This window comes from Pseudomonas sp. Pseu.R1 (genome assembly GCF_045764065.1).
Classification (GTDB): Bacteria; Pseudomonadota; Gammaproteobacteria; order Pseudomonadales; family Pseudomonadaceae; genus Aquipseudomonas.
Map to the genome: position 1 here is coordinate 6,089,785 of NZ_JBJGEE020000001.1, position 20,869 is coordinate 6,110,653.

Annotated in this window: 18 protein-coding genes; 9 read left to right on the top strand and 9 right to left on the bottom strand. The window is 61.3% G+C overall.

Annotated elements, in window-relative coordinates; genetic code table 11:
• Window positions 1–4: 4 nt before the first annotated feature.
• Window positions 5–751 carry a gluconate 2-dehydrogenase subunit 3 family protein gene (locus tag ACI5GA_RS27645; RefSeq protein ID WP_404638802.1) on the bottom strand — a complete coding sequence of 249 codons (747 nt, stop codon included), beginning with the start codon at window positions 749–751 and terminating at the stop codon, window positions 5–7.
• 682 nt (window positions 752–1,433) lie between these two features.
• Here ACI5GA_RS27645 and mrdA point away from each other — a divergent pair.
• Both mrdA and ACI5GA_RS27655 read left to right on the top strand, forming a co-directional pair.
• The gene (mrdA, locus tag ACI5GA_RS27650) at window positions 1,434–3,368 is read left to right on the top strand and encodes a penicillin-binding protein 2 (RefSeq protein WP_404638804.1); all 1,935 of its coding nucleotides are present in this window, start codon (window positions 1,434–1,436) and stop codon (window positions 3,366–3,368) included.
• 475 nt (window positions 3,369–3,843) lie between these two features.
• A complete protein-coding gene (locus ACI5GA_RS27655; protein WP_421425136.1) occupies window positions 3,844–5,364 on the top strand; it encodes a xylulokinase in 1,521 nt (506 codons plus the stop codon).
• Here ACI5GA_RS27655 and ACI5GA_RS27660 read toward each other — a convergent pair.
• The 6 genes from ACI5GA_RS27660 to ACI5GA_RS27685 all read right to left on the bottom strand — a co-directional run bounded on the left by ACI5GA_RS27660 (window position 5,351) and on the right by ACI5GA_RS27685 (window position 11,469).
• Window positions 5,351–6,070 (bottom strand): SDR family oxidoreductase, encoded by a 720-nt coding sequence (locus ACI5GA_RS27660; protein WP_421425139.1) that lies wholly within the window; start codon window positions 6,068–6,070, stop codon window positions 5,351–5,353. The two genes, ACI5GA_RS27655 and ACI5GA_RS27660, sit on opposite strands and share 14 nt — an antisense overlap.
• A 21-nt stretch (window positions 6,071–6,091) precedes the next feature.
• Entirely contained in the window at window positions 6,092–7,072 is a 981-nt protein-coding gene (locus ACI5GA_RS27665) for a sugar-binding transcriptional regulator (protein ID WP_421425141.1), read from the bottom strand.
• Between the two features lie 32 nt (window positions 7,073–7,104).
• Window positions 7,105–7,971: a carbohydrate ABC transporter permease gene (locus tag ACI5GA_RS27670; RefSeq protein WP_421425143.1), complete on the bottom strand. Its 867-nt coding sequence runs from the start codon at window positions 7,969–7,971 to the stop codon at window positions 7,105–7,107.
• 1 nt (window position 7,972) lies between these two features.
• Window positions 7,973–8,878 carry a carbohydrate ABC transporter permease gene (locus ACI5GA_RS27675; protein ID WP_404638816.1) on the bottom strand — a complete coding sequence of 302 codons (906 nt, stop codon included), beginning with the start codon at window positions 8,876–8,878 and terminating at the stop codon, window positions 7,973–7,975.
• A 152-nt stretch (window positions 8,879–9,030) separates the two neighbouring features.
• Window positions 9,031–10,377 (bottom strand): ABC transporter substrate-binding protein, encoded by a 1,347-nt coding sequence (locus tag ACI5GA_RS27680; protein WP_421425145.1) that lies wholly within the window; start codon window positions 10,375–10,377, stop codon window positions 9,031–9,033.
• A gap of 60 nt (window positions 10,378–10,437) precedes the next feature.
• Window positions 10,438–11,469, bottom strand: coding sequence for a zinc-dependent alcohol dehydrogenase (locus ACI5GA_RS27685; protein ID WP_421425147.1), 1,032 nt, complete (start codon window positions 11,467–11,469; stop codon window positions 10,438–10,440).
• A 141-nt stretch (window positions 11,470–11,610) separates the two neighbouring features.
• On the opposite strand from ACI5GA_RS27685, the gene ACI5GA_RS27690 reads away from it, so the two are divergent.
• Both ACI5GA_RS27690 and ACI5GA_RS27695 read left to right on the top strand, forming a co-directional pair.
• Entirely contained in the window at window positions 11,611–12,759 is a 1,149-nt protein-coding gene (locus tag ACI5GA_RS27690) for an ABC transporter ATP-binding protein (protein WP_421425149.1), read from the top strand.
• 76 nt (window positions 12,760–12,835) lie between these two features.
• Window positions 12,836–13,444: a hypothetical protein gene (locus ACI5GA_RS27695; RefSeq protein WP_404638824.1), complete on the top strand. Its 609-nt coding sequence runs from the start codon at window positions 12,836–12,838 to the stop codon at window positions 13,442–13,444.
• Between the two features lie 226 nt (window positions 13,445–13,670).
• On the opposite strand, the gene ACI5GA_RS27700 is transcribed toward ACI5GA_RS27695, so the two are convergent.
• Window positions 13,671–14,594 carry a LysR family transcriptional regulator gene (locus ACI5GA_RS27700; protein WP_404638826.1) on the bottom strand — a complete coding sequence of 308 codons (924 nt, stop codon included), beginning with the start codon at window positions 14,592–14,594 and terminating at the stop codon, window positions 13,671–13,673.
• 137 nt (window positions 14,595–14,731) lie between these two features.
• Here ACI5GA_RS27700 and ACI5GA_RS27705 point away from each other — a divergent pair, with 137 nt between their 5' ends.
• From ACI5GA_RS27705 to ACI5GA_RS27715, 3 genes are all read left to right on the top strand, one after another.
• Window positions 14,732–15,787, top strand: a complete 1,056-nt coding sequence (locus tag ACI5GA_RS27705; RefSeq protein WP_404638828.1) for a tartrate dehydrogenase — start codon at window positions 14,732–14,734, stop codon at window positions 15,785–15,787.
• 102 nt (window positions 15,788–15,889) lie between these two features.
• The gene (locus ACI5GA_RS27710; protein ID WP_421425151.1) at window positions 15,890–17,233 is read left to right on the top strand and encodes a dicarboxylate/amino acid:cation symporter; all 1,344 of its coding nucleotides are present in this window, start codon (window positions 15,890–15,892) and stop codon (window positions 17,231–17,233) included.
• 111 nt (window positions 17,234–17,344) lie between these two features.
• A complete protein-coding gene (locus ACI5GA_RS27715; RefSeq protein WP_421425153.1) occupies window positions 17,345–17,968 on the top strand; it encodes a cell wall hydrolase in 624 nt (207 codons plus the stop codon).
• A 141-nt stretch (window positions 17,969–18,109) separates the two neighbouring features.
• On the opposite strand, the gene ACI5GA_RS27720 is transcribed toward ACI5GA_RS27715, so the two are convergent.
• Complete coding sequence (locus ACI5GA_RS27720) at window positions 18,110–18,961, bottom strand: CAP domain-containing protein (RefSeq protein ID WP_404638834.1); 852 nt, start codon at window positions 18,959–18,961, stop codon at window positions 18,110–18,112.
• Window positions 18,962–19,210: 249 nt separating this feature from the next.
• Here ACI5GA_RS27720 and ACI5GA_RS27725 point away from each other — a divergent pair, with 249 nt between their 5' ends.
• Window positions 19,211–19,867 (top strand): peroxiredoxin-like family protein, encoded by a 657-nt coding sequence (locus tag ACI5GA_RS27725; protein WP_421425155.1) that lies wholly within the window; start codon window positions 19,211–19,213, stop codon window positions 19,865–19,867.
• Window positions 19,868–19,944: 77 nt separating this feature from the next.
• Entirely contained in the window at window positions 19,945–20,829 is an 885-nt protein-coding gene (locus tag ACI5GA_RS27730; protein WP_404638838.1) for a LysR family transcriptional regulator, read from the top strand.
• Window positions 20,830–20,869: the final 40 nt, after the last annotated feature.

A 20,869-nucleotide genomic window follows, 5' to 3' on the forward strand; every position in this document is an offset into this window, starting at 1 on the left:
CGAATTAACCCTTCTTGGTCCAGGCGGCGCTGCCGGAGATGGAGAGCGGTACCAGATCGAGCTTCTGGTTGTGCTTGCCGATGTATTCGCGGTAGTCGTAGCGTGCACCGGGAAAGCCGATCATCTTCCACGACACCATGTCGCGGTTGCCGCCGTAGACCGGGTCGGCGAAGAAGCCTTCCATGGTGTTGCCCAGCACTTGCTGGAAGAACAGCTTGCTGTCGATGCCATCAAGTGTGATCTCGCCTTTCTCGAGGCCGGTCAGCACTTTGTCCTGCACCTCGGGGGCCAGGGCGCTGAAGCCCTTCTGGAACTGCTTCTGGCAGTAGGTCTCGAGACCGGCCAGACCCAGACGGTAGCGGTCACGAGGCACCAGTTCCGACTGATCGCCCTGCATGGGCGTGCCTTTCTCGAACGGGCCTTGCATGTACAGGCGGCTGAAGGTGCCGTATTCGCCTGCCAACTGGCGGTCGATGAACACCGCGCATCCGGCGTCCTTGCCGCTGACACTCAGGTCGTCGGCAGGAATCAGGCGTGCCACGATGGCTTCTACGGCGGTGGCTTCAGCGTCACTGAAGAACTGCCAGCCGGGTGTGTCGTAGTGCATCGGGCCGTTGTGGTCGAAGGGGATCCACTGGGGAACGCCTGCCACGGTGGCCGCTTTGGCGGTTGCGGCAGCGCCCACGGCCAGGGTCGTTGCCGATCCTTTCAGCAACTGGCGGCGGGTCAGGCCTCTGGATTTTTCTGTCATTCAAGGCTCCTGCCAGCACGCCGGTTCAAGGGACCATGACGAGCAGGGTCCTCGAGGGCGGCGGCATCGTAAGTTTCACGGTTTGGCTCGACAGTCAGAGGTGTCGAACGGGTGCGGCGGCGGGTGTGACATCCGGTCTCTGGCACACCAGCCTGCAAAGCGTGCACGCTAGGCGGGGGAACGCCATGACTCGCTGTTCATCTTTTCCACGCGAAACGCAATGATAGATGTGTTACGGACTATTGCATCACCCTGAAATCAGTAATTAACCGTTACCGTTTTTGCAACAGTCTGATTTTTTGTCTCGACGTGCTAGAAGTGTTGCCTCTTTGCGGCTCACCGGTGATGGAGCGCTGCAAAGCCTGTTTCAGCGCATTGCTCTGTACTGAGTGGGTTCACGGTGAAAAGCGGTGCAAAACTGATCCGCTTTTCAATGGCTTATCTGATGCGAAGGTGTGGACGGGATTTGTCTTTGTTTCGCAACAAACGAAGCGTTATCGCCACGTTGTTTTTTTGCTTGAAAGACGGTGCCCTTCGTCGCTTTTCGCCAACATGACAGGATTTTCATGAAGAACGGCCCATGGAACGGGGCGCTTCTTGGTAAGGTGCACGCCATTTGCGTTCAGCGAAGCCAGCCGAACGTCGTCTGCACCGTTTATCCGTTCACCGAGTAGCTGTAGAAATGCCCGATCCCATACCTTTAAAGGATCACGAAAAGGAGACCCGGCTGGTCAATAACCGCCTGATCGCCTGTGCCGTGTTCGTGATCCTGCTCAGCGTCGCCCTGGTCTGCCGACTTTATATTCTGCAGGTCGTCGAGTTTGCCTATCACTCGACCATTTCCGAAAACAACCGCGTCCACGTGCTGCCGATTCCGCCCGAACGCGGGCTGATCTACGACCGCAACGGCGTGATCCTGGCCGACAACCGCCCCAGCTTCAACCTGACCATGACCCGTGAGCGGGCAGGGGACTGGCACGCAGTGATCGACACCCTGATGCAGATCCTCAACCTGCCGGACGAGGACCGCATCATCTTCGACAAGGCGATGAAGAACTCGCCCCATCGCTTCGTCCCGGTGACGCTGCTGTATGAGCTGACCGAAGAGCAGATCGCCCTGCTGGCCGTGAATCAGTTCCGCCTGCCGGGGCTGGATGTCGAGGCGCAATTCGTCCGCCATTACCCGCTGGCCGAGCATTTCGCGCACTCCATCGGCTATGTGGGGCGCATCAACGAGAAAGAAGCCAGCCAACTGGATCAGGTGGAATATCGCGGCACCCAGTCCATCGGCAAGACCGGCGTCGAGCGTTTCTACGAAAACGAATTGCATGGTCACGTCGGCTACGAAGAAGTCGAGACCAACGCTCAGGGCCGCGTGCTGCGGGTGCTCAATCACCACGACCCGGTGGCGGGAAAGAGCATCACGTTGAGCCTGGACGTCAAGTTGCAGGAAGCCGCCGAAGAAGCGCTGGGCGACCGTCGCGGCTCGGTGGTGGCGATCGACCCGGCCACGGGCGAAGTGTTGGCGATGGTCAGCAAGCCGAGTTTCGACCCGAACCTGTTCGTCACGGGCATCAGCTTCAAGGAGTATTCGGCGCTGCGCGACTCGGTGGATCGGCCGTTGTTCAACCGCGTGCTGCGCGGTCTCTATGCGCCGGGCTCCACCATCAAGCCGGAAGTGGCGATTGCCGGACTGGACAGCGGCATCATCACGCCTTCGACCCGGGTGTTCGATCCGGGCTATTTCCAGTTGCCGGACTTCGACCATAAATACCGCAACTGGAACCACAGCGGCGACGGCTGGGTGGACCTGAACGCGGCGATCATGCGCTCCAACGACACCTATTTCTATGACCTGGCGCACAAGCTGGGCATCGACCGCCTGCACGATTACCTGACCATGTTCGGCATTGGCCAGAAGGTCTCGCTGGACATGTTCGAAGAGTCTGCCGGGCTGATGCCGTCCAAGGAATGGAAACGCATTACCCGACGTCAGGCGTGGTTCCCGGGCGAGACCGTGATTCTCGGCATTGGCCAGGGCTACATGCAGGTCACCCCGTTGCAACTGGCCCAGGCCACGACGCTGATCGCCAACAAGGGCGTGTGGAATCGGCCGCATCTGGCCAAGGACATCGGTGGTGTGCCGCCGGTCGATGAACATCCTATGCCGAACATCGTGCTGCGTGATCCGCGCGAGTGGGATCAGGTCAACAACGGCATGCAGTCGGTGATGCATGACCCACGAGGCATCGCCCGCGCGGCGGCGCAAGGAGCGCAGTACCGCATTGCCGGGAAGAGTGGTACGGCGCAGGTAGTGGCGATCAAGCAGGGCGAGCGTTACAACCGCGACAAGACCCTTGAGCGGCATCGCGACAACGCCCTGTTCGTCGGTTTCGCCCCGGCGGCCAATCCGAAAATCGCCGTGGCAGTGATGATCGAGAACGGCGAGGCGGGCGGTCGGGTTGCGGGGCCGGTGGTGCGGCAGATTCTCGATGCCTGGCTGCTGGATCAGGACGGGCATCTGAAGCCGCAGTACGCCACGCCGAACACCCCGCCGGTCAATCCGAAAGTGCAGATTGCCGCACCCGCCAAACCGGTGGTTCAGCCGCCGGTTTAGGGGTGCTCGACCTTCGGCGCCATCACGCCCGGCATCTGGTCGTCGGCAAACGCGCTGGCGTGGCAGTAGCAGCATGTGGCAATCATGGGTGTGCCAGTTCTGCACGTAGCCGCTGGTTTCACTGAGTTCGAAATGAAAAAGTTCGGCCGGGGTGCCACTGAGCTTGGGCGACAGGCGAGTCATGGCGACAGGCTCAAGGAGATGGTGCACCGGAATGGAAAGCGATTGGTGCCATCATACAGACCTTCCCGTGGCGCCACGACCTGTGGCACGGACGTGTGAGCGACGGTTCGGCATTGCTGGGGGGCGAGGACGTCTGGTGCGGGAGTGCATAGGCGCCATACCGGATCACGCTCCTACGCCCTGCGGGCAGAATCAAAATCGACGTGACGGCGATCTTTTATCTGATTTCGGCTAGTCTTGCCCTTCGATTCAACGGCAGCCACGGACGGTGGCGATGACAGGGCAGGGGCGCATGCGCAAGCGGGTAATCGGTATCGATCTCTCCACGACCACCTGTAAAGCCATTGCCTGGGATGAGTGCGGGACGCTGGTAGCGCAGGCGCGGGCGCCTTTGACGTTGTCTCGTCCGGCACCGAATGCCTATGAACAGGACCCCCATGACTGGTGGCAGGCCGCACAGACGTCACTGAGAAATCTGCTGCCGATGATCGCCGATGACGCCATCGCGGCGGTCGCCGTCGTCAATCAGCGGGAAACGGTGGCGGTCACCGACGCGGAGGATCGGCTGCTTCGCCCGGCAATTCTATGGCTGGATGAACGTCGTAAGGACGAAGTCGCCGCGCTTTGCCAGCGCGTCGGCCATGACCGTCTGCACCGTATCACCGGCAAACCCCACGACTGGGCGCCTGCCATTTACAGCCTGGCGTGGCTGGCCGATGCCGAGCCAGCGCTGTTCAGGCATATTCGTCATGTCTACGAACCCCACGCCTGGCTGGTGCGCCAACTCACCGGGCAATTCGTCACCAGTTGGGCCAGCGCCGATCCCTTTGGCGCCTTCGACATTCATCAGCACCGCTGGGCGGAAGATGTGCTCGACGCCTTGCCCATCCCGTTACGGCCCGACTGTTTCCCGACGGCCTTTGCACCCGGTTCGTCGCTTGGCGTCGTCACTGAGCGGGCGGCGGCACTGACCGGGTTGCCCGCAGGCACGCCGGTGGTGGCAGGTGGCGGCGATGGACAGGCCGGTGGATTGGGCATCGGCGTGGTCAGCCCCGGCACGGCATACCTGAATCTGGGCACCGCGATTGTCTCCGGGGTCTACGCCGAGCACGCGCAGGTCAACGATGCCTTTCGCACCCTGTGCGCCATCGACCGTCAGGGTTACGTGCTGGAAACCTCGTTGCGCTCCGGCACGCTGCTGATCAACAGCCTGCTCAAGCAGTTCTTCGACATCGACGTGGTCGCGCAGCCCGACAGCCTGCTGCGTCTGGAAATCGAGGCTTCCCGTGTGGCGCCGGGCAGTGCGGGGCTGATCCTCTTGCCGTACTGGAACGGCGTGATGAACCCCTATTGGGATCAGGATGCCCGGGGTTGTCTGCTGGGCCTGTCGCCGGATCATGGCCGCGCTCAGATCTACCGGGCGGTGCTGGAAGGCATCGCGCTGGAGCAGGCCGTCGCCACCCAGCATATGGTTGAAGCCACGGGCGAGCCGGTGAACACCTTCGTTGCGATTGGGGGCGGGGCGGCCAGTCGGCTGTGGTGCCAGATCATCGCTGACATCACGGATCGCCCGGTGATTCGCGCGGCAACTCAAGAGGCATCGAGCCTCGGTGCAGGCATCGCCGCTGCGGTGGGGGCCGGTTGGTACACGGATTTTGCCAGCGCTGCACAGGCCATGACGCAGGACGGCGAGCGCTTTGTGCCTAACCCTGCGCTGCGTGAATTTCATCGTGAACTGCGGGAGCTGTATCGCGAGCTGTACCCGCGCCTGCGTGATCTTTATCCACGGCTCGCAAAACTCAACCCGCGCTGAAGCCGCCGTCCACGGTCAGGGTCACGCCGTTGACCATGGCCGCGTCATCGCTGAGCAAAAACGCAATGGTCGAGGCGATTTCGCTCGGTTGCACGAAGCGGCCCAATGGAATGCGTGACAGCATCGACGCCGACTTGGCCGGGTCGCTCCAGGCTTTTTCAGCCATCGGCGTCAGGGTCACCACCGGGTTGATGCTGTTGACCCGAATACCATGCGGCCCCAGTTCCACGGCCATCACCCGGGTCATCGCATCCAATGCGGCTTTCGAGGCGCAGTACGCCAGATGATGGGGTGTGCCGACCGCAGCGGCGAGGCTGGAGACGTTGACGATGGCGCCGGGCACGCCGCGTTTGATCAGATCGCGAGCCACCACCTGTGCGATCACCATCGGCGCGCGGGTGTTGACCGCCATCAGGTAATCGAAGGTCTCGATCGTGGTGTCGAGCACCGATTCCAGCTCCACCACGCCTGCGCAGTTCACCAGCAGGTCGATGGGCAACATACTCGCGACTGCCGCCTGAGTTGCAGTTGCGTCGGCGAGATCGACGATCAGCGTTTGCTCGCAGTACGTCAGGTCCGCTGGATTGCGCCCCAAGGCGATCACCTCGGCACCGCAGCGGGTCAGCCACTGCACGGTTTCCCGGCCTATACCTTTGCCTGCGCCGGTGACCAGAATGCGTTTGCCGAGGAAGTCGTGTGTGGCCATAGGGCAGGCTCCATAGGCGTATCAGTTGTCGTGATCGAGCAATTCCAGGGCGGCGCTCTCGTCGATCACCAGTTCATGCACGACATTGCGCAACAGCACGGCGCGAATGATCTCGGCCTTGTACGGCCCGCCCGACACCAGTACCACCTTCTTGATCTTGCGCAGGTCTTCCGGGTTTAACGAAATCGCCCGCCGGTTCAGCGGGTGGTTGACCTCGATGCCGTCGCGGTCCAGCCAGTGCCCGAGCAAATCACCCACGGCACCGGCAGCGCGCAGAGAGCGAGCATCCTCTGGATTGACCAGCCCCAACTCCAGCATCAGCGAGCGTTCGCTCAAGTCACCCACGGTCAGCAGCGCCACATCGGCGTGCTGCGCCTTGCCCAGAACGTTCTGCACCGAGGCTTCTTCCAGAATCATCCCACGATAGGCTTCCGACGGCGCGAACAGCGGGGCGGCGAGGTAGTAGTAGGAGCCGCCGAACAGGGTGGCGAGGCTGGAGGCAATCTCTACCGTGTTGTTTGCCGAGCCGTAATGCAGCCCGCCCAGCAGCGAGACCACGGTCATGTTCGGCAACGGACGACCTTGCAGTTCGCGCACCGCCTGACGCAAGGTGCGACCCCAACCCACGGCGATGCTACAACCGTCGTTGAGGTATTCCTCGATGCTGGGCGCCACGCCGACGCCCAGCACTCGGAAGATGCTCGAAGGGTCGTCCGGCGAAGGCACCACGGTGACCCGTTCCAGTCCAAACCGCGCTTGCAGGCGCTCTTCCAATTCGACGCAAGAGGCCAGCGGCGAGTTGATGCGGATCTGCACCACACCGGTTTCGCGGCAGGTCGCCAGCGCTTTGTTGACCCGTACGCGGGTGATGCCGAGACGGTCGGCGATCTGCTGCTGGGTCATGTTGTTGACGTAGTAATACCAGGCGATGCGAATGTTAAGTTGATCCTCGGCGTTCACCGGTTCGGCGTCGGCGAGAAAGTCCGGGTAGCGATTCTGCACGGCAGTGTCCTTGGCGCTGAAAACGGCAGCGCCTATTTAACGGCGCCCATGGTCAGACCTTGTACCAGATGCCTGGAAACCATCAACGCGAAAATGATCACCGGGAACACGATCAGCGTGCCGGTGGCCATGATCTCGCCCCAAGGCAAGTCATAACCGCTCATGAAACTGGTGGCGGTGACTGGCGCGGTGCGCGCGACGTTGCGGGTGAGCACGAGCGCGTACAAAAGCTCGTTCCAGGAAAAGATGAACGAGAAGATCGCCGACACCGCCACCCCCGGCATGGCCAGCGGCAGGGCAATGCGCCAAAAGATGGTGAAGCGCGAGGCCCCGGACAGGCGCGCAGCTTCGTCCAGATCCTTGGGCACGCCACGAAACTGGTCGGTGCAGATCCACACCACGATGGGCAGGTTGAACGTCAGGTAAATCAGGATCAGCACCAGATGGGTGTCGATCAGGCTCAGGTTGCGCGCCATCAGGAAAATTGGCAGGGCCACGACAATCGGGCTGAGCATGCGGTTGGTGATGAACCAGAACCACAAATCTTCCTTGCCCCGGAATTCGAAGCGGGCCAGTGCGTAAGCGGCAGGCGTGCCCAGCCCGACGGCGAGCAAGGTGGTGCACACCGCGACGATCAGCGAGTTGCCGAGGCTGTGCAGCACGTCGCGCTCGAACAACACTTTGATGTAGTTATCCAGGTGCGGCGTGAAGGCCCACACCGGGGGCGAGGCCAGCGCTTCGGCCTGGGTCTTGAGGCTGGTGGCGACCATCCAGTAGAAGGGAAACACAGCGAACAAAAAGATCGCCAACAGCCCCACCAAATGCCAGGCGTTGACCTTCGTGCGGGGTCGGACGCGCTCGGGTGCGGCCGTGATTTTTGCAGCGAAAACAGTGGCCATGTCAGATCTCCCGGTACACGAATTTGATGTACAGCCGCGCCAGCACGATGGTCAGGATCAGCAGCAGAATCGCCTGCGCCGAAGCCACGCCCTGATCGAACACGCGAAACCCGACGCGCTGGATGTACACGCTCACAAGCTCCGTGGCCGCGCCCGGTCCGCCACGGGTCATGGTGAACACGGTGTCGAACATTTTCAGGATGTCGGCAGTGCGCAGGATCAGGATCACCGTGGCGCTGGGCAGCAGGAACGGCAGTTGCACGTAGCGCACGATCTGCCAGCGGCTGCGGGTTTCCAGACGCGCAGCTTCTTCGATCTCGTTGGGCACCATCGTCAGCCCGGCCAGCAGCACCAGCGCGCAGAAAGGCGTCCATTGCCAGATGTCCATCAAGGCCACGGCGATGAAGGCGTTGGTGGTGTCGCCCAGCCATTCCACGGGACCGGCGTTGAGCATCGCGAGTAACGCGTTGGCCACACCGAAATCGCGGTTGAAAATCAAGCGGCCAATCAGTCCGGCGACCGCAGGGGCGGTGGCCAGCGGTATCACCAGACTCATGCGTGCCAGCAACTTGAAGCCCGACAGGCCGGGTTTGTGCAGCAGCAGGGCGATGATCAGGCCGAGGGCCAGTTGAATGGGCACCACGGTGATCAAAAACAACCCCGTTCTGCCCAGTGCCGCCCAGAACGAGGCGTCACTGAGCACGCTGAGGTAGTTATCGAAGCCGATGAAGGGCGTCGCATCTTTGGGACGTGCGAGGTTGTACTGGCGGAAGGAATTGACCAGCGCAAAGACGGTCGGAAAGATCCCGATCAACGCCAGTGCCACGGTGGCAGGCGCCAGAAAGGAAAACGCGGCGCGGGTGTTGTTCCACAGGGTGGGGAACAGCGGTTTTTTTGGGGTGGGCATGCCGGTCAGTCTCGAAACGGATACACAGTAGGGTGATGTTGCGATCCCGGTGGGAGCCGGCTTGCTGGCGAATGTGGTACATCAGACACCTCATTGGTGAATGACACGCCGCTTTCGCCAGCAAGCCGGCTCCCACAATGATCCCGCGTGCATTACTTCAGCAGTTTCACCTTGCCGTCGTAGTAACCGGCCTTCTTCAGGATGTCCTCCATCTTCGTTCCGATGGCCTTGGCGCCATCGGTCACGCTGCTCTTGCCGAGCATGATCGCGGTGCCGTTTTCACCCACCACTTCAGAGATTTCAGGCCACTGCGGGAAGCGCGGGCGGTAGTCAGGCACGCCGCCTTCCCACGAGGTCACCATCGGCTGTACGAACGGGTATTTCTTCTGCACCTCGGGGTCTTTGTACACCGACATCCGGCCACTGACGCCACCGGCTTCCAGGTACGGCCTGGCCATGGCTTCGGAGGTCACCCACTGAATGAAGAGCCAAGCGGCGGCTTTCTGTTTGTCCCCGGAGTTGGCGTTGACCCCCAGGGAGAAACCACCCAGCGCAGGCTTCAGACCTGCTGGGCCTTTCGGTTCTGTGGCCACGGCCAGGCAATCAGTGATCTTCGATTTCGCAGGATCGGCCAGGGTGCTGTAGAACGCCGACCATTCGGTGATCATTGCCACCTTGCCTTGAGCGAGGGCGTTGACCGCCTCGTTGTGGTCGTAGTCGACGATGCCCGGCGGCATGAATTTCATCAGGTCCTGACGGAATTGCAGGCCTTCTTGCGACGCCTTGGCGTTGAGGTTGGATTTGAAATTGGCGTCCAGCAACGAGCCGCCGAACGGCCAGAGGAAACGCATGAAGCTGTCCGCCGACTGAGTCTCACCCCGGCGCGATTGCAGGGCGTAGGCGTAGCGATCCTTGGCCTTGTCGGTGAGTTTGGGCGCGTAGACCTTCAGCAATTCATCCCAGGTCGCTGGCGGCTTGTCGAAGCCTGCATCCTTGAGCATGCATTTGTTGTAGAACAGCAGGCCCGAGTAGTTATCGAACGGCAGGCCGTAGGTCTTGCCGTCCCAGCCGCCGAAGGATTCCAGCAGAATCGGGAAGAAGCCGTCGAGCTTGAGGTCCGGGTCGGCCAGCTTGGGGTCTTCGGTGAACGTGGTAACTGGCTCCAGCCAGCCGTTGCCCGCGAATTCGCCGATCCACACCACATCGGTCAGCACCACGTCCAGCGGCTCGGTGCTGCTGAAACGCAGGACTTCCTGCTCGCGGGTGTTCTCGTAAGGGATGATTTCGTAATTGACCTTGATCCCAGTTTTCTTCTCGAATTCCGGCAGCAGCTTGATGGCAGCCGCATAGCCCGGACGGTCGAGGAAAATCGCCTTGATCTCCGTGCCTTTGTACGGCGCCGAGGCCTCTTCGAGGGTCCAGGCCTGAGCGGGAGCAGACCCCAGAGCAGTGCCCAGTGCGACCGACAGGGCGAGGGCATTCCATACCAGCTTTTTCATTACGTGACCTCTTTATTGTTGTTGGTGAGGGTTACGCGGTGTCTGCGCTGACGCGCGTGTTCAGTCCGGGTGGGGCAAGATGATCGTCTTCAAGGCGCCGTCGAGAAATTCCGAGGGGTAGCTGAAGGCCTCAGTGGCCTGTTGCAAATCGAAGCGGTGGGTCACCAGACAGTCGACATCCACCCAGCCTTGGGCCACCAGTTGAATCGCCCGGTCGTAGACATGGCCCATGCGCCGCGACAGGCGAATGTCCAGGCCCTTGCGACGCAGTAATGAGGCACTGAGCGGGGCGTACTGATCGCCATCGGGAATGCCCACCAACACCACCCGGCCGCCGATGCGCGCGGATTGCGCGGCGATCTGGAAACCTTCGGGGGAGTTGGTGGCTTCCAGCACCAGATCCACGCCCCGGCCATCGGTCCATTCGGCAATCGCGGCGTGATCGGCGGCCACTTGATCGGCGCCCAGTTGCCGGGCTTTTTCGGTGCGGTAGTTGATCGGGTCGATGGCGTAGACGGCCTTCTTGCAGAGCCTTTTCGCCAATTGCAGCAGGCACAGGCCGATGGGGCCGCAGCCGATGATGGCGACGGTCTCGAAAAGCTTTTTGCTGCCCGCCAGGTCCATCGCATGAATCGCCACGCCCAGCGGCTCCAGCATCACTGCCTGCACCGGCGTAAAGTGGTCGGGCACGGTGTAAATCTGGCTGGGCGAGACCACGATGTACTCGGTCATGGCGCCGTGGGTGTGAGGTGGAGAACCGAGGAATTGCACGTGAGGGCAGAGGTTCACATGGCCGCGATGGCACCATTCGCAATGACCGCAGGGTTTGGCCGGGTCGACGGCTACCAGTTGCCCGGCCTTGAGGCCCAGCGTTGGATGGTCCTCGACCACACGGGCGGCGAATTCGTGTCCGGCGATGAACGGCTGGGTGATGCGGGCATGGCCGATGGCGCCTTCCTTGAAATAGTGCAGGTCGCTGCCGCAGACGCCGACGGCGCTGACGCGAAGCAGGATTTCGTCGCCCACCGGCACCGGTTTCGGCTTTTCGCCGATGCGGATGTCGCGGATGCCATGGATGTAAGCCGCCCGCATTCAGTGCACTCCTTGACATTTGTATTTTTAGAATTACAAATGATCGTAGAGCGAAAAGATTGGCTGTCAAGTATCAAGCTCACTCCTACAGTGATCGGTGTTGGCAAGACCCAAACAACAATAAATCCAGGGGACACGATTTTGACTGAGCTCAGTTTGAGTGGCGTCGAGAAAGCCTACGGCGACATCAAGGTGTTGCATGACATCCACCTGAGTATCGAAAGCCGCGAATTCGTGGTCTTCGTCGGGCCGTCCGGTTGCGGCAAGTCGACGCTGCTGCGCTGCATCGCGGGGCTGGAAAGCATCACTCAGGGGCAAATCCGTATCGGCTCTCGGGACGTGACCTACCTGGAGCCCGCCGACCGTGGCGTGGCCATGGTGTTTCAGTCCTACGCGCTGTACCCGCACATGTCGGTGTACGACAACATCGCCTTCGGCTTGAAGATGCAGAAGACCCCCAAGGATCAGATCGACGCCAAGGTGCAAAATGCGGCGCGCATTCTGCAACTGGAACCCTTGCTGGCGCGCAAGCCAAAGGCCCTGTCTGGCGGGCAAAGGCAGCGCGTGGCGATTGGTCGGGCCATTGTGCACGAGCCGGAAGTCTTCTTGTTCGACGAACCGCTGTCCAACCTCGATGCCTCCCTGCGGGTGCAGATGCGCATCGAAATCGCCAAGCTGCACGCCGATTTGCAAGCCACCATGGTTTACGTGACTCACGATCAGGTCGAGGCCATGACCCTGGCCGACAAAATCGTGGTGTTGAACAAGGGCACCATCGAACAGGTCGGCTCGCCACTGGAGCTGTATCACCATCCGCGCAACCGTTTCGTCGCGGGATTCATCGGTTCGCCGCAGATGAGTTTTCTGCCGGTACAGGCGCTTGCGGCCAGCGCCGAGGGCGTGCAGGTCGAGCTGCCGGGCGGCGGGCGATTACGGGTGCCGGTCAAAGGCGAGGGGGTCAAGGCCAGGGATGCGCTGACCCTGGGCCTGCGCCCTGAGCACCTGTCCGAGCGTGGGCAGGGCGATGCCCAGATCCCGGTCAAGGCGCTGGTCGTCGAGCATTTGGGCGGAGAAACGTTCATTCATGCCGAAACCCTCGATGGCCATGACTTGATGATCAAGGGCGACGGCATGTCTCAGGTGGTGGCTGGGCAGCCGCTGTCGGTGGGGGTGTCGGGAGCGCGTTGTCACCTGTTCGACGGACAGGGGCAGGCGTTCGCTCATCTGCGACATTTCACTGAGCAGGTGCCGGAAGAGGCGCGACAGTACTCGGATTCGGTTTTTCCTTAAGCGTCAGCCGTTTGCGCCGATACAGCCCTGAGCCCGACGCGTTGTCGGGCCGGATATTTTTATCAAGGAGCTGTAGATGCGTATTTCAGGTGTTTTGGGCCTCGCGGGTTTGATGGGCACGTTGCTGCTGACCGGCTGTTCGTCGATGATGCAACCGGTCGAGAACCAGACCGTTCAGCCAAGCGCGCAGGACGGCGCCCAAGTCGTGTTCATGCGCAGTGCGTTTACCGCCAAGGCAATCGATGCGTCGCTGTACGATGTGACCGGCGGCGAAACCCGTTTTATCGGCATCATGGCCAATGGCACCAAAGTCGCCTACCCGACTACGCCGGGCCATCGCACCTTCATGGTGGTGTCGGAAGCAGCGGATTTTCTCGAAGCGGACCTCGCTCCCGGCAAGACCTACTACTCATTGGTCACCCCGCGCATGGGCATGTGGAAAGCGCGTTTCTCCATGTGGCCGGTGGCCCGTGATCCAAAGGCCGAATACAGCTCGCAGTCCAGCGATTTCAAGGACTGGATCGCTGACACCAAACTAGTGACCAATTCGACAAAGTCCCTGAACTGGTTCGAAAGCAACAAGAACTCCGTCGAAGCCAAGCGTGCTGAATACTGGCCGGAGTGGCAGAAGAAGAGCGCGGCGGATCTGCAACTGCGCACCTTGCATGCGGCGGATGGTCTGTAAGCGGCTTGAGTGAATGTTGACCTGTGGGGCGTCTTTGCTGGCCAGTCAACCGCTTTCGCCAGCAAGCCGGCTCCCACAGTTTCGGCGTTGAAAACGAGATTTGGATTCGGCGCAAACCTTGTGGGAGCCGGCTTGCTGGCGAAAGCGTCCTTTCATCAGGTATCGATGTGGCTGACCTGACCCCTTTTCCACCCAGTTGGACACTGCAGGCTCCAGGGCGCAGATATCACTCCCGCTCCGAAACCGTCTCCTCCAGATGATCGATGTGCTTGAACCGCTCCACCAGAAAATCGATCAGGCTGCGCACCCGTGCCGACAGGTGCAACTGCTGCGGATACACCGCGTATACGTCGGCGCGGGTCGGGGTCTGGTCTTCCAGCACCAGCCTCAGCCGCCCGCTGCGCACATACCGGGCGATGTCCCACTCAGCCCGCAATAAAATCCCATAGCCCTCCAACGCCCAGTTCAGCGCCACTTCGCCGTCATTGCAGCCCAGCGCGCCGCGCACCTTGACGTTCTGTGTCTTGCCGCCGTTGGTGAAGCTCCACACGCCATAAGGTGTTTCGTTCTGGCGCAGGAAAATGCAGTTGTGATCTTGCAAGTCCGCCAGTCGCGTCGGCACGCCGTGCTTTTCCAGGTACAACGGCGAGGCGCACAGCAGGCGGCGGTTGGAGGCGATCTTGCGCGCATGAAAGGCGGCGTCGGGGAGGGTGCCGAAGCGGATGCCCAGATCGAACCCATGGGTGGCCAGGTCCAGCGGGTGGTCGCTGATTTCCAGCTGAATTTCCACCTCCGGATAGCGGGCAAAAAACGCGGCCAGCGCCGGGCCAATGTAGCGCCGCCCGAACCCCAATGACGCGTTGACCCGGATCAGCCCCTTGGGCGTGGCGCGGCTGCTGCTGACCAGTTGTTCCACTTCTTCGATTTGCGTGAGGATCCGCGCCGCGTGGGAGAAGTACACCTCGCCCTCGGCGGTCAGGCTCATGGAGCGAGTGGTGCGATGGACCAGACGAATCCCCAGCCGGGCCTCCAGCGCACTCAGGCGTTTGCTCACCGCCGGAGGCGTTACGCCCAGCTCACGGGCGGTGGCGGCGAGGCTGCCTTGCTTGGCCAGCAGGTGGAAAAACTGCAAATCCAGAGACTGATTCATTCGTAACTCAGAGTTATGGATGTAGTGATTTTGAGTCAATCATCGTGTTGGTTTCACTACATATACTCCGCTCACACCCCGCTTGAACAGCCCGTCTCAAGCGGCACAACAAAAATGCAGAGAGAGTGGAGTTGATCATGAGCGCATACAAAATTGCAGCGATCCCAGGCGACGGCATCGGTGTGGAAGTCATTGCGGCAGGCGTGGAAGTGTTGCAGGCCCTGTCGAAGAAGTCCGGCTTCGCGCTGGATTTCAAGCACTTCGACTGGAACTCCGACAATTACCTGAAAAATGGCTACTACATTCCCGAAGGCGGCCTGGCGGAACTGAAAACCTTCGACGCGATTTTCTTCGGCGCCGTCGGTGCGCTGAACGTGCCCGACCACATTTCGCTGTGGGGCCTGCGCCTGCCGATCTGCCAGGGTTTTGACCAGTACGCCAACGTGCGCCCGGCCCGAGTCCTGCCGGGGGTGAAAAGCCCGCTGCACAACGGCGAGCAGATTGACTGGGTGGTGGTGCGCGAGAACTCCGAAGGCGAATATTCGGGCAATGGCGGCCGCGTGCATCGCGGCTTGCCGGAAGAAGTGGCGACCGAGGTGTCGGTGTTCACCCGCGCCGGGGTCGAGCGCATTCATCGCTTCGCCTTCCAACTGGCGCAAAGTCGTCCACGCAAACACCTGACGATGGTCACCAAATCCAACGCCCAGCGTCACGGCATGGTGTTGTGGGACGAGATTTTCTACGAGGTGGCCAAGGACTTCCCGGACGTCAAAATCGACAAGGAACTGGTGGATGCGGTGACCACGCGCATGGTGCTCAAGCCGTCGACGCTGGACGTGATCGTCGCCACCAACCTGCATGCCGACATACTCTCGGATCTGGCTGCTGCACTGTCCGGCAGCCTGGGCATCGCACCAACCGCCAACCTCAATCCGTCGCGCAACTTCCCGTCGATGTTCGAGCCGATTCATGGCTCGGCCTTTGACATCACCGGCAAAGGCGTGGCCAACCCGGTCGCGACCTTCTGGACTGCCGCCATGATGCTGGAGCATTTGGGCGAACCTGCCGCGGCCAAGGAACTGATGGCGGCCATCGAAGCGGTCACCGAGAGCGGACTGCACACCCCGGACCTCGGCGGCACCGCCACCACACGCCAGATCACCGATGCGGTATTGGCGTTGATCAACCGCTGAGCCTATTCCGTACACAATCGTCATGCAGCACATCGCCGGGAGGCGGGCCAGAGCCCGACCTTCCGGTATTTCCTGACAACAATAAAAAATCAGGGCCCTGTCATGAAAAAAATGCTCTCCAAGCTCTACGTACAAGTGCTCATCGCCGTGATTCTCGGCGCCATCGTCGGGGTGCTGGTGCCCGACACGGCGGCCTCGCTCAAACCCCTGGGCGATGCCTTCATCAAACTGATCAAGATGCTGCTGGCGCCGGTGATCTTCCTCACCGTGGTCTCGGGCATCGCGCGCATGGAAAGCATGAAAGAACTGGGGCGTGTAGGCTTTCGCGCGCTGCTGTATTTCGAGGTGGTATCGACCCTGGCGCTGGTGGTTGGCCTGATCGTGGTCGACGTGTTCAAGCCTGGCGCGGGAATGAACATCAACGCCGCGACGCTCGATACCTCAAGCCTGGCCACCTACACCGCTGCGGTGAAGCACGACTCGTTCATGGATTTCGTCATGAACATCATCCCTGACACCATCGTCGACGCCTTCGCCAAGGGCAACGTGCTGCAAATCCTGCTGTTCTCGATTTTGTTGGGTGTGGCGCTGGCGCAGGTCGGGCCGCGCGGGAAGTTCTTCGTCGACGCGCTGGACAGCCTGATGCAAGGGATGTTTCGCATCGTCAACATGGTCATGCGTCTGGCGCCGATCGGGGCCTTTGGCGCGATTGCGTTCACCATTGGCAAGTACGGCTTCGGCTCGCTCTTCTCTCTGGGCAAGTTGATGGCCTGCGTGTACCTGACCTGCGCGCTGTTCGTGATGTTCGTGTTGGGGCCGATCTGCCGTTACAGCGGTTTCAGCCTGTGGAAGTTCCTGCGCTTCATCAAGGAAGAGCTGTTCACTGTGCTGGGCACCAGTTCGTCGGAATCGGTGCTGCCGCAGATGATCGCCAAGATGGAAAAGGCCGGCGTGTCCAAGCCGGTGGCCGGGATGATCATTCCCTCGGGGCTGACCTTCAACCCGGACGGCCAGGCGATTTACTACACCATCGCGGCGATTTTCATCGCCCAGGCCACCAACACGCCGCTGACCCTGACCGACCAGCTGATCGTGCTGGCGGTGCTGATGTTCACTTCCAAAGGCTCGGCGGGGGTGACCGGCTCAGGCTTCATCATTCTCGCCGCAACGTTGGCCTCTCTGGGCACGATTCCGGTGGCAGGGATGGTCTTGTTGTTGGGCGTCGACCGTTTCATGTCCGAGGCGCGGGCGATTACCAACACCATTGGCAATGGTGTCGGCACCATGGCCATCGCCAAGTGGGTCGGGGCGCTGGACACCGAAAAGATGAACCGGGCACTTAACGGGCAGCCGGAACCGGTCGTGCCCTCCGACAACCAACCGGTTGCGAGCGCGCCCTCTGCCTCGGGGCTGCGACCGGCGTTGGGCCGTGTTTCTCAGGGGTAGCCTCAGCAGCACCGTTGCGCAAAGTTAAAAGGCCACTATGCTGGGTTCGTCGAGCCATATTTCAGGCGCTGTTATGGCTCGACGTTCCCTCTTTACGCAGAAGGTTTGACGATGCGCCCTGTTTCCCTTTCGATCTGCCTGATCATGACACTGTTGGCCGCTCCGGCATTCGCGGCCGAGGCCGCTTCAGCCCCTGAAGCGGTGGTCAGCAAAGCCCAGGTGCTGGAAGAAAAAGCCGCCGGGAAAGACGGCCCCACGCCTGCGGTTCCCAAGAGCGAAACCATCACTAAATCCGAGGCCCAGGCCGTCGATCCCGCAGGTGCGGATGCGGTTGATGATGCGCTTGTGTGCCTGTCGCGAACGATTTATTGGGAAGCCAAGGGCGGCACCGATACCGACATGGAAGGGGTGGCGGACGTGGTGCTCAATCGCTTGGGGCACGAGGGTTATCCGGACACCATTTGCGCCGTGGTGAAGCAGGGCTCGGAGAAAAAGGCCTGCCAGTTTTCCTGGTGGTGTGATGGTAAGTCCGATCAGGTCAAGGAAGACGACCGCTACGCCGCGTCCAAGGAAATCGCGCGCAAGGCGCTCAACCAACAACTGACCGACCGTACCAAAGGCGCGATGTATTTCCACGACCGCAACGTGAAGCCGGCGTGGGCGTCGGAGTACATCAAGACCGCCGAGACCGAGAAGTTTCTGTTTTACAAGCCCAAGGATGGCAAGGCGAAGTGATGCCTGGAGTACACAATCCCTTGTGGGAGCCGGCTTGCTGGCGAAAGCGTCCTGTCAGTCGACATCAATGTAGCTGACGTGACGCATTCGCCAGCAAGCCGGCTCCCACAGGGGGGCATGAAGTTCGGACCTGCCTCACGCCTACTGCTGCACCCCAAACATCGCTGTCCAATAAATCCCCGCATCGCTCTTTGGGTCCACCGCGTACGCCGCGCCCAGTTCCTTGAACGAGGGGTTCATGATATTGGCGCAATGCCCCGGGCTGGCGAGCCAGCCTTCCACCACCTTGCGCGCGCTGTCTTGCCCGGCGGCGATGTTTTCGCCGATCGCCTGACCGATGTAACCCGCCAGTTCTGCGCGGTCGCCAGGCGTGCCGCCGTTGCGGCCCTTGTGGTCGAAGTAGTTGTTGTTGGCCATGGAGCGGGTGTGGCCTTCGGCGGCGGTGGCCAGGCTCTCGTTCCAGGTCAGCGGCGACGCCGGGTCATACGGCTGGCCGCCGCATTGGTGAGGCACGCTGCGGGCGGCGTTGATCAGCCCGAGCATTTTCTGGCCTTCAGCCTGCGAGTTGCCCAGTCCACCGGCCAGCAACGGACGCGCCAGCACGATGCGCCAGTCGCGGTCGTTGCGGCTCACGCCCACATCGACGAACTGCGGGTTGAGCACCACCTGACAGAAACTTTCCTGAATCGCCTTCATCGCCGATTGCGCGTCACGCGGGCCAGACAGACTGATGGCCTGCACCGAGACCATCGGGTATGCCGCGCGGGACAGCATCGGCTGCAAATCCACCGCGCCACTGGCGGGCAGGTTCAGACGCGGGTCGGTGTTCAGCGGTGGGAGTTCCTGAGACACCACGTTGGCGCAGGGCTGCGCCTCGCTACGATAGGTGTTGATGGACTGGATCAACTGCGTTTCTTCGCTGGCCAACGCCGTCCCGGTCGCCATCAGCAGCCACGAAAGCGTGGCCAGGCGAGTGAATGATGTGAAGCGCATGAAGATCTCCCTTGAACGGACTGCGGCCATGATGCGCGATTTACCGGTATCGACATAGTCTGAGCCGAAGAATCGCAGGAGGTTGCAATGCGATGACAGCTTTTTGCAATGCTTTCATGAAAAACGCACCTCTGCGTCGGCCATTCCCCCAAGGCATGGCAGTTATCGCCAGGCCCTGTCTACTGAGGCTGGGCGGGTATTGAGAGGATGAGCTCACTGAATCGCTCATCCACTAAAAGGAACACCGCCATGACCCTGCAAGCCACCCTTGACGCCTTCAAAGCCGATTTCGTTGCCGGTAAACCGCCTTACAACGCGCCACCGCAAGTCCACGCCATCATGAAGCGCGCCACGGATGAACTGATCGCGTCGGGCCAGGCCCAGCGCACGCTGAACGTCGGCGACAAGGCCCCGGTTTTCACCCTCAACGACCCGGACGGCAACCCGGTGTCCTCCACCGAACTGTTGGCCAAAGGGCCGTTGGTCATCAGCTTCTACCGGGGCGTGTGGTGCCCGTATTGCAACATGGAACTGCAAGCCCTCGAAGCGGCCCTGCCGCAGTACCGGGAACTGGGCGCGACCCTGGTGGCGATCTCGCCTCAGGTCAAAGCCAACAGCCGCAAGTCGGTACGCCAGAACAACCTGACCTTTCCGATTCTCAGCGACGCGAAAAGCGAAGTGGCGGATGCGTTTGGTCTGCGCTTCAACCTGCCGGATTATCTGATCGATCTGTACAAAGGTTTTGGCAACGACCTGCCGACCTTCAACGACGACCCGGCCTGGGTGCTGCCGATGCCAGCACGTTTTGTCATCGGTCAGGACGGACTGATCAAGTATGCCGAGGTCAATCCGGATTACACTCAGCGCCCTGAGCCGACCGATCTGCTGCCTGCACTGCGCGGCTGATCTTCGCCTGTGAAGAAAGCCGCCACTTTTTAGTGGCGGCTTTGTGCGTTGAATTCTCTGACTGACAAGGAGCCTCCATGGACCGTCTGGCCGCAATGGAAACCTTTATCTGCGCCGTGGAAACCGGGTCGTTTTCGGCGGCGGCCAAGCGTCTGGGTGTGGGCCAGCCTGCGGTGTCGAAATCCATTGCCGCGCTGGAAGAGGTGCTGGGTACACGTCTGTTACTGCGCACCACCCGAGGCCTGACGCCCACCGAGGCCGGGCAGACCTACTTCGAAGCGGCCCGACGCACGCTGGATCAGGCCGATGAAGCCGACGCCGCCGTGCGGGGGGCCGGTTCAGGGTTTACCGGGCGGCTGCGGGTCAGTGCCGCCGTGACCTTCGCCAGTTTGCATGTGGTGCCGTATCTGGGGCCGCTGCTCAAACAGCACCCGCAGTTGAACATCGAGGTGGTGCTGGATGATCGCAGTGTCGATCTGGTGGAAGAGGGAATCGACGTGTCCCTGCGCATGGGAGAACTGCCGGATTCATCCATGACCGCGAGGAAGATCGCCCAAGGGCGCCGACGCATCATCGCAACGCCCGCGTATTTCGAGTGCCTGGGCATTCCGACCCATCCCGACGAGTTGGCGGGCCATCAGGCGATCATTTACAACCGTGGGCTGGGCGGGGACACCTGGGACATGCGCAAGGGCGATGCGCTGCACACCGTTTCGGTCGAGGGACGATTACGGGTTTCGGCGGCAGAAGGTGTGCGTGCGGCCGTGAAAGCCAACCTTGGGCTGGTGATGGCCTCGGAGTGGATGTTCGCCCCGGAACTGGCCAGCGGCGAGGTGGTGACGGCACTGGACGACTGGTCATTGCCGCCCGTTGACCTGTGGGCCGTATTCCCCGCCGGGCGCATGACCAGCGCCAAGGCGCGGGTGTTCGTTGATTATGTCGCTGCGTTGTTGAATCACTGATCCTGCGGATAAGCACCGCACACTACCTGTGGGAGCGTTG

What these genes read in the sequence shown, in the direction of transcription:
- ACI5GA_RS27645 (WP_404638802.1), bottom strand. Translation starts at nt 751, where the DNA reads ATGACAGAAAAATCCAGAGGCCTGACCCGCCGCCAGTTGCTGAAAGGA.
- mrdA (WP_404638804.1), top strand. Translation starts at nt 1,434, where the DNA reads ATGCCCGATCCCATACCTTTAAAGGATCACGAAAAGGAGACCCGGCTG.
- ACI5GA_RS27655 (WP_421425136.1), top strand. Translation starts at nt 3,844, where the DNA reads ATGCGCAAGCGGGTAATCGGTATCGATCTCTCCACGACCACCTGTAAA.
- ACI5GA_RS27660 (WP_421425139.1), bottom strand. Translation starts at nt 6,070, where the DNA reads ATGGCCACACACGACTTCCTCGGCAAACGCATTCTGGTCACCGGCGCA.
- ACI5GA_RS27670 (WP_421425143.1), bottom strand. Translation starts at nt 7,971, where the DNA reads ATGGCCACTGTTTTCGCTGCAAAAATCACGGCCGCACCCGAGCGCGTC.
- ACI5GA_RS27675 (WP_404638816.1), bottom strand. Translation starts at nt 8,878, where the DNA reads ATGCCCACCCCAAAAAAACCGCTGTTCCCCACCCTGTGGAACAACACC.
- ACI5GA_RS27680 (WP_421425145.1), bottom strand. Translation starts at nt 10,377, where the DNA reads ATGAAAAAGCTGGTATGGAATGCCCTCGCCCTGTCGGTCGCACTGGGC.
- ACI5GA_RS27685 (WP_421425147.1), bottom strand. Translation starts at nt 11,469, where the DNA reads ATGCGGGCGGCTTACATCCATGGCATCCGCGACATCCGCATCGGCGAA.
- ACI5GA_RS27695 (WP_404638824.1), top strand. Translation starts at nt 12,836, where the DNA reads ATGCGTATTTCAGGTGTTTTGGGCCTCGCGGGTTTGATGGGCACGTTG.
- ACI5GA_RS27700 (WP_404638826.1), bottom strand. Translation starts at nt 14,594, where the DNA reads ATGAATCAGTCTCTGGATTTGCAGTTTTTCCACCTGCTGGCCAAGCAA.
- ACI5GA_RS27705 (WP_404638828.1), top strand. Translation starts at nt 14,732, where the DNA reads ATGAGCGCATACAAAATTGCAGCGATCCCAGGCGACGGCATCGGTGTG.
- ACI5GA_RS27710 (WP_421425151.1), top strand. Translation starts at nt 15,890, where the DNA reads ATGAAAAAAATGCTCTCCAAGCTCTACGTACAAGTGCTCATCGCCGTG.
- ACI5GA_RS27715 (WP_421425153.1), top strand. Translation starts at nt 17,345, where the DNA reads ATGCGCCCTGTTTCCCTTTCGATCTGCCTGATCATGACACTGTTGGCC.
- ACI5GA_RS27720 (WP_404638834.1), bottom strand. Translation starts at nt 18,961, where the DNA reads ATGCGCTTCACATCATTCACTCGCCTGGCCACGCTTTCGTGGCTGCTG.
- ACI5GA_RS27725 (WP_421425155.1), top strand. Translation starts at nt 19,211, where the DNA reads ATGACCCTGCAAGCCACCCTTGACGCCTTCAAAGCCGATTTCGTTGCC.
- ACI5GA_RS27730 (WP_404638838.1), top strand. Translation starts at nt 19,945, where the DNA reads ATGGACCGTCTGGCCGCAATGGAAACCTTTATCTGCGCCGTGGAAACC.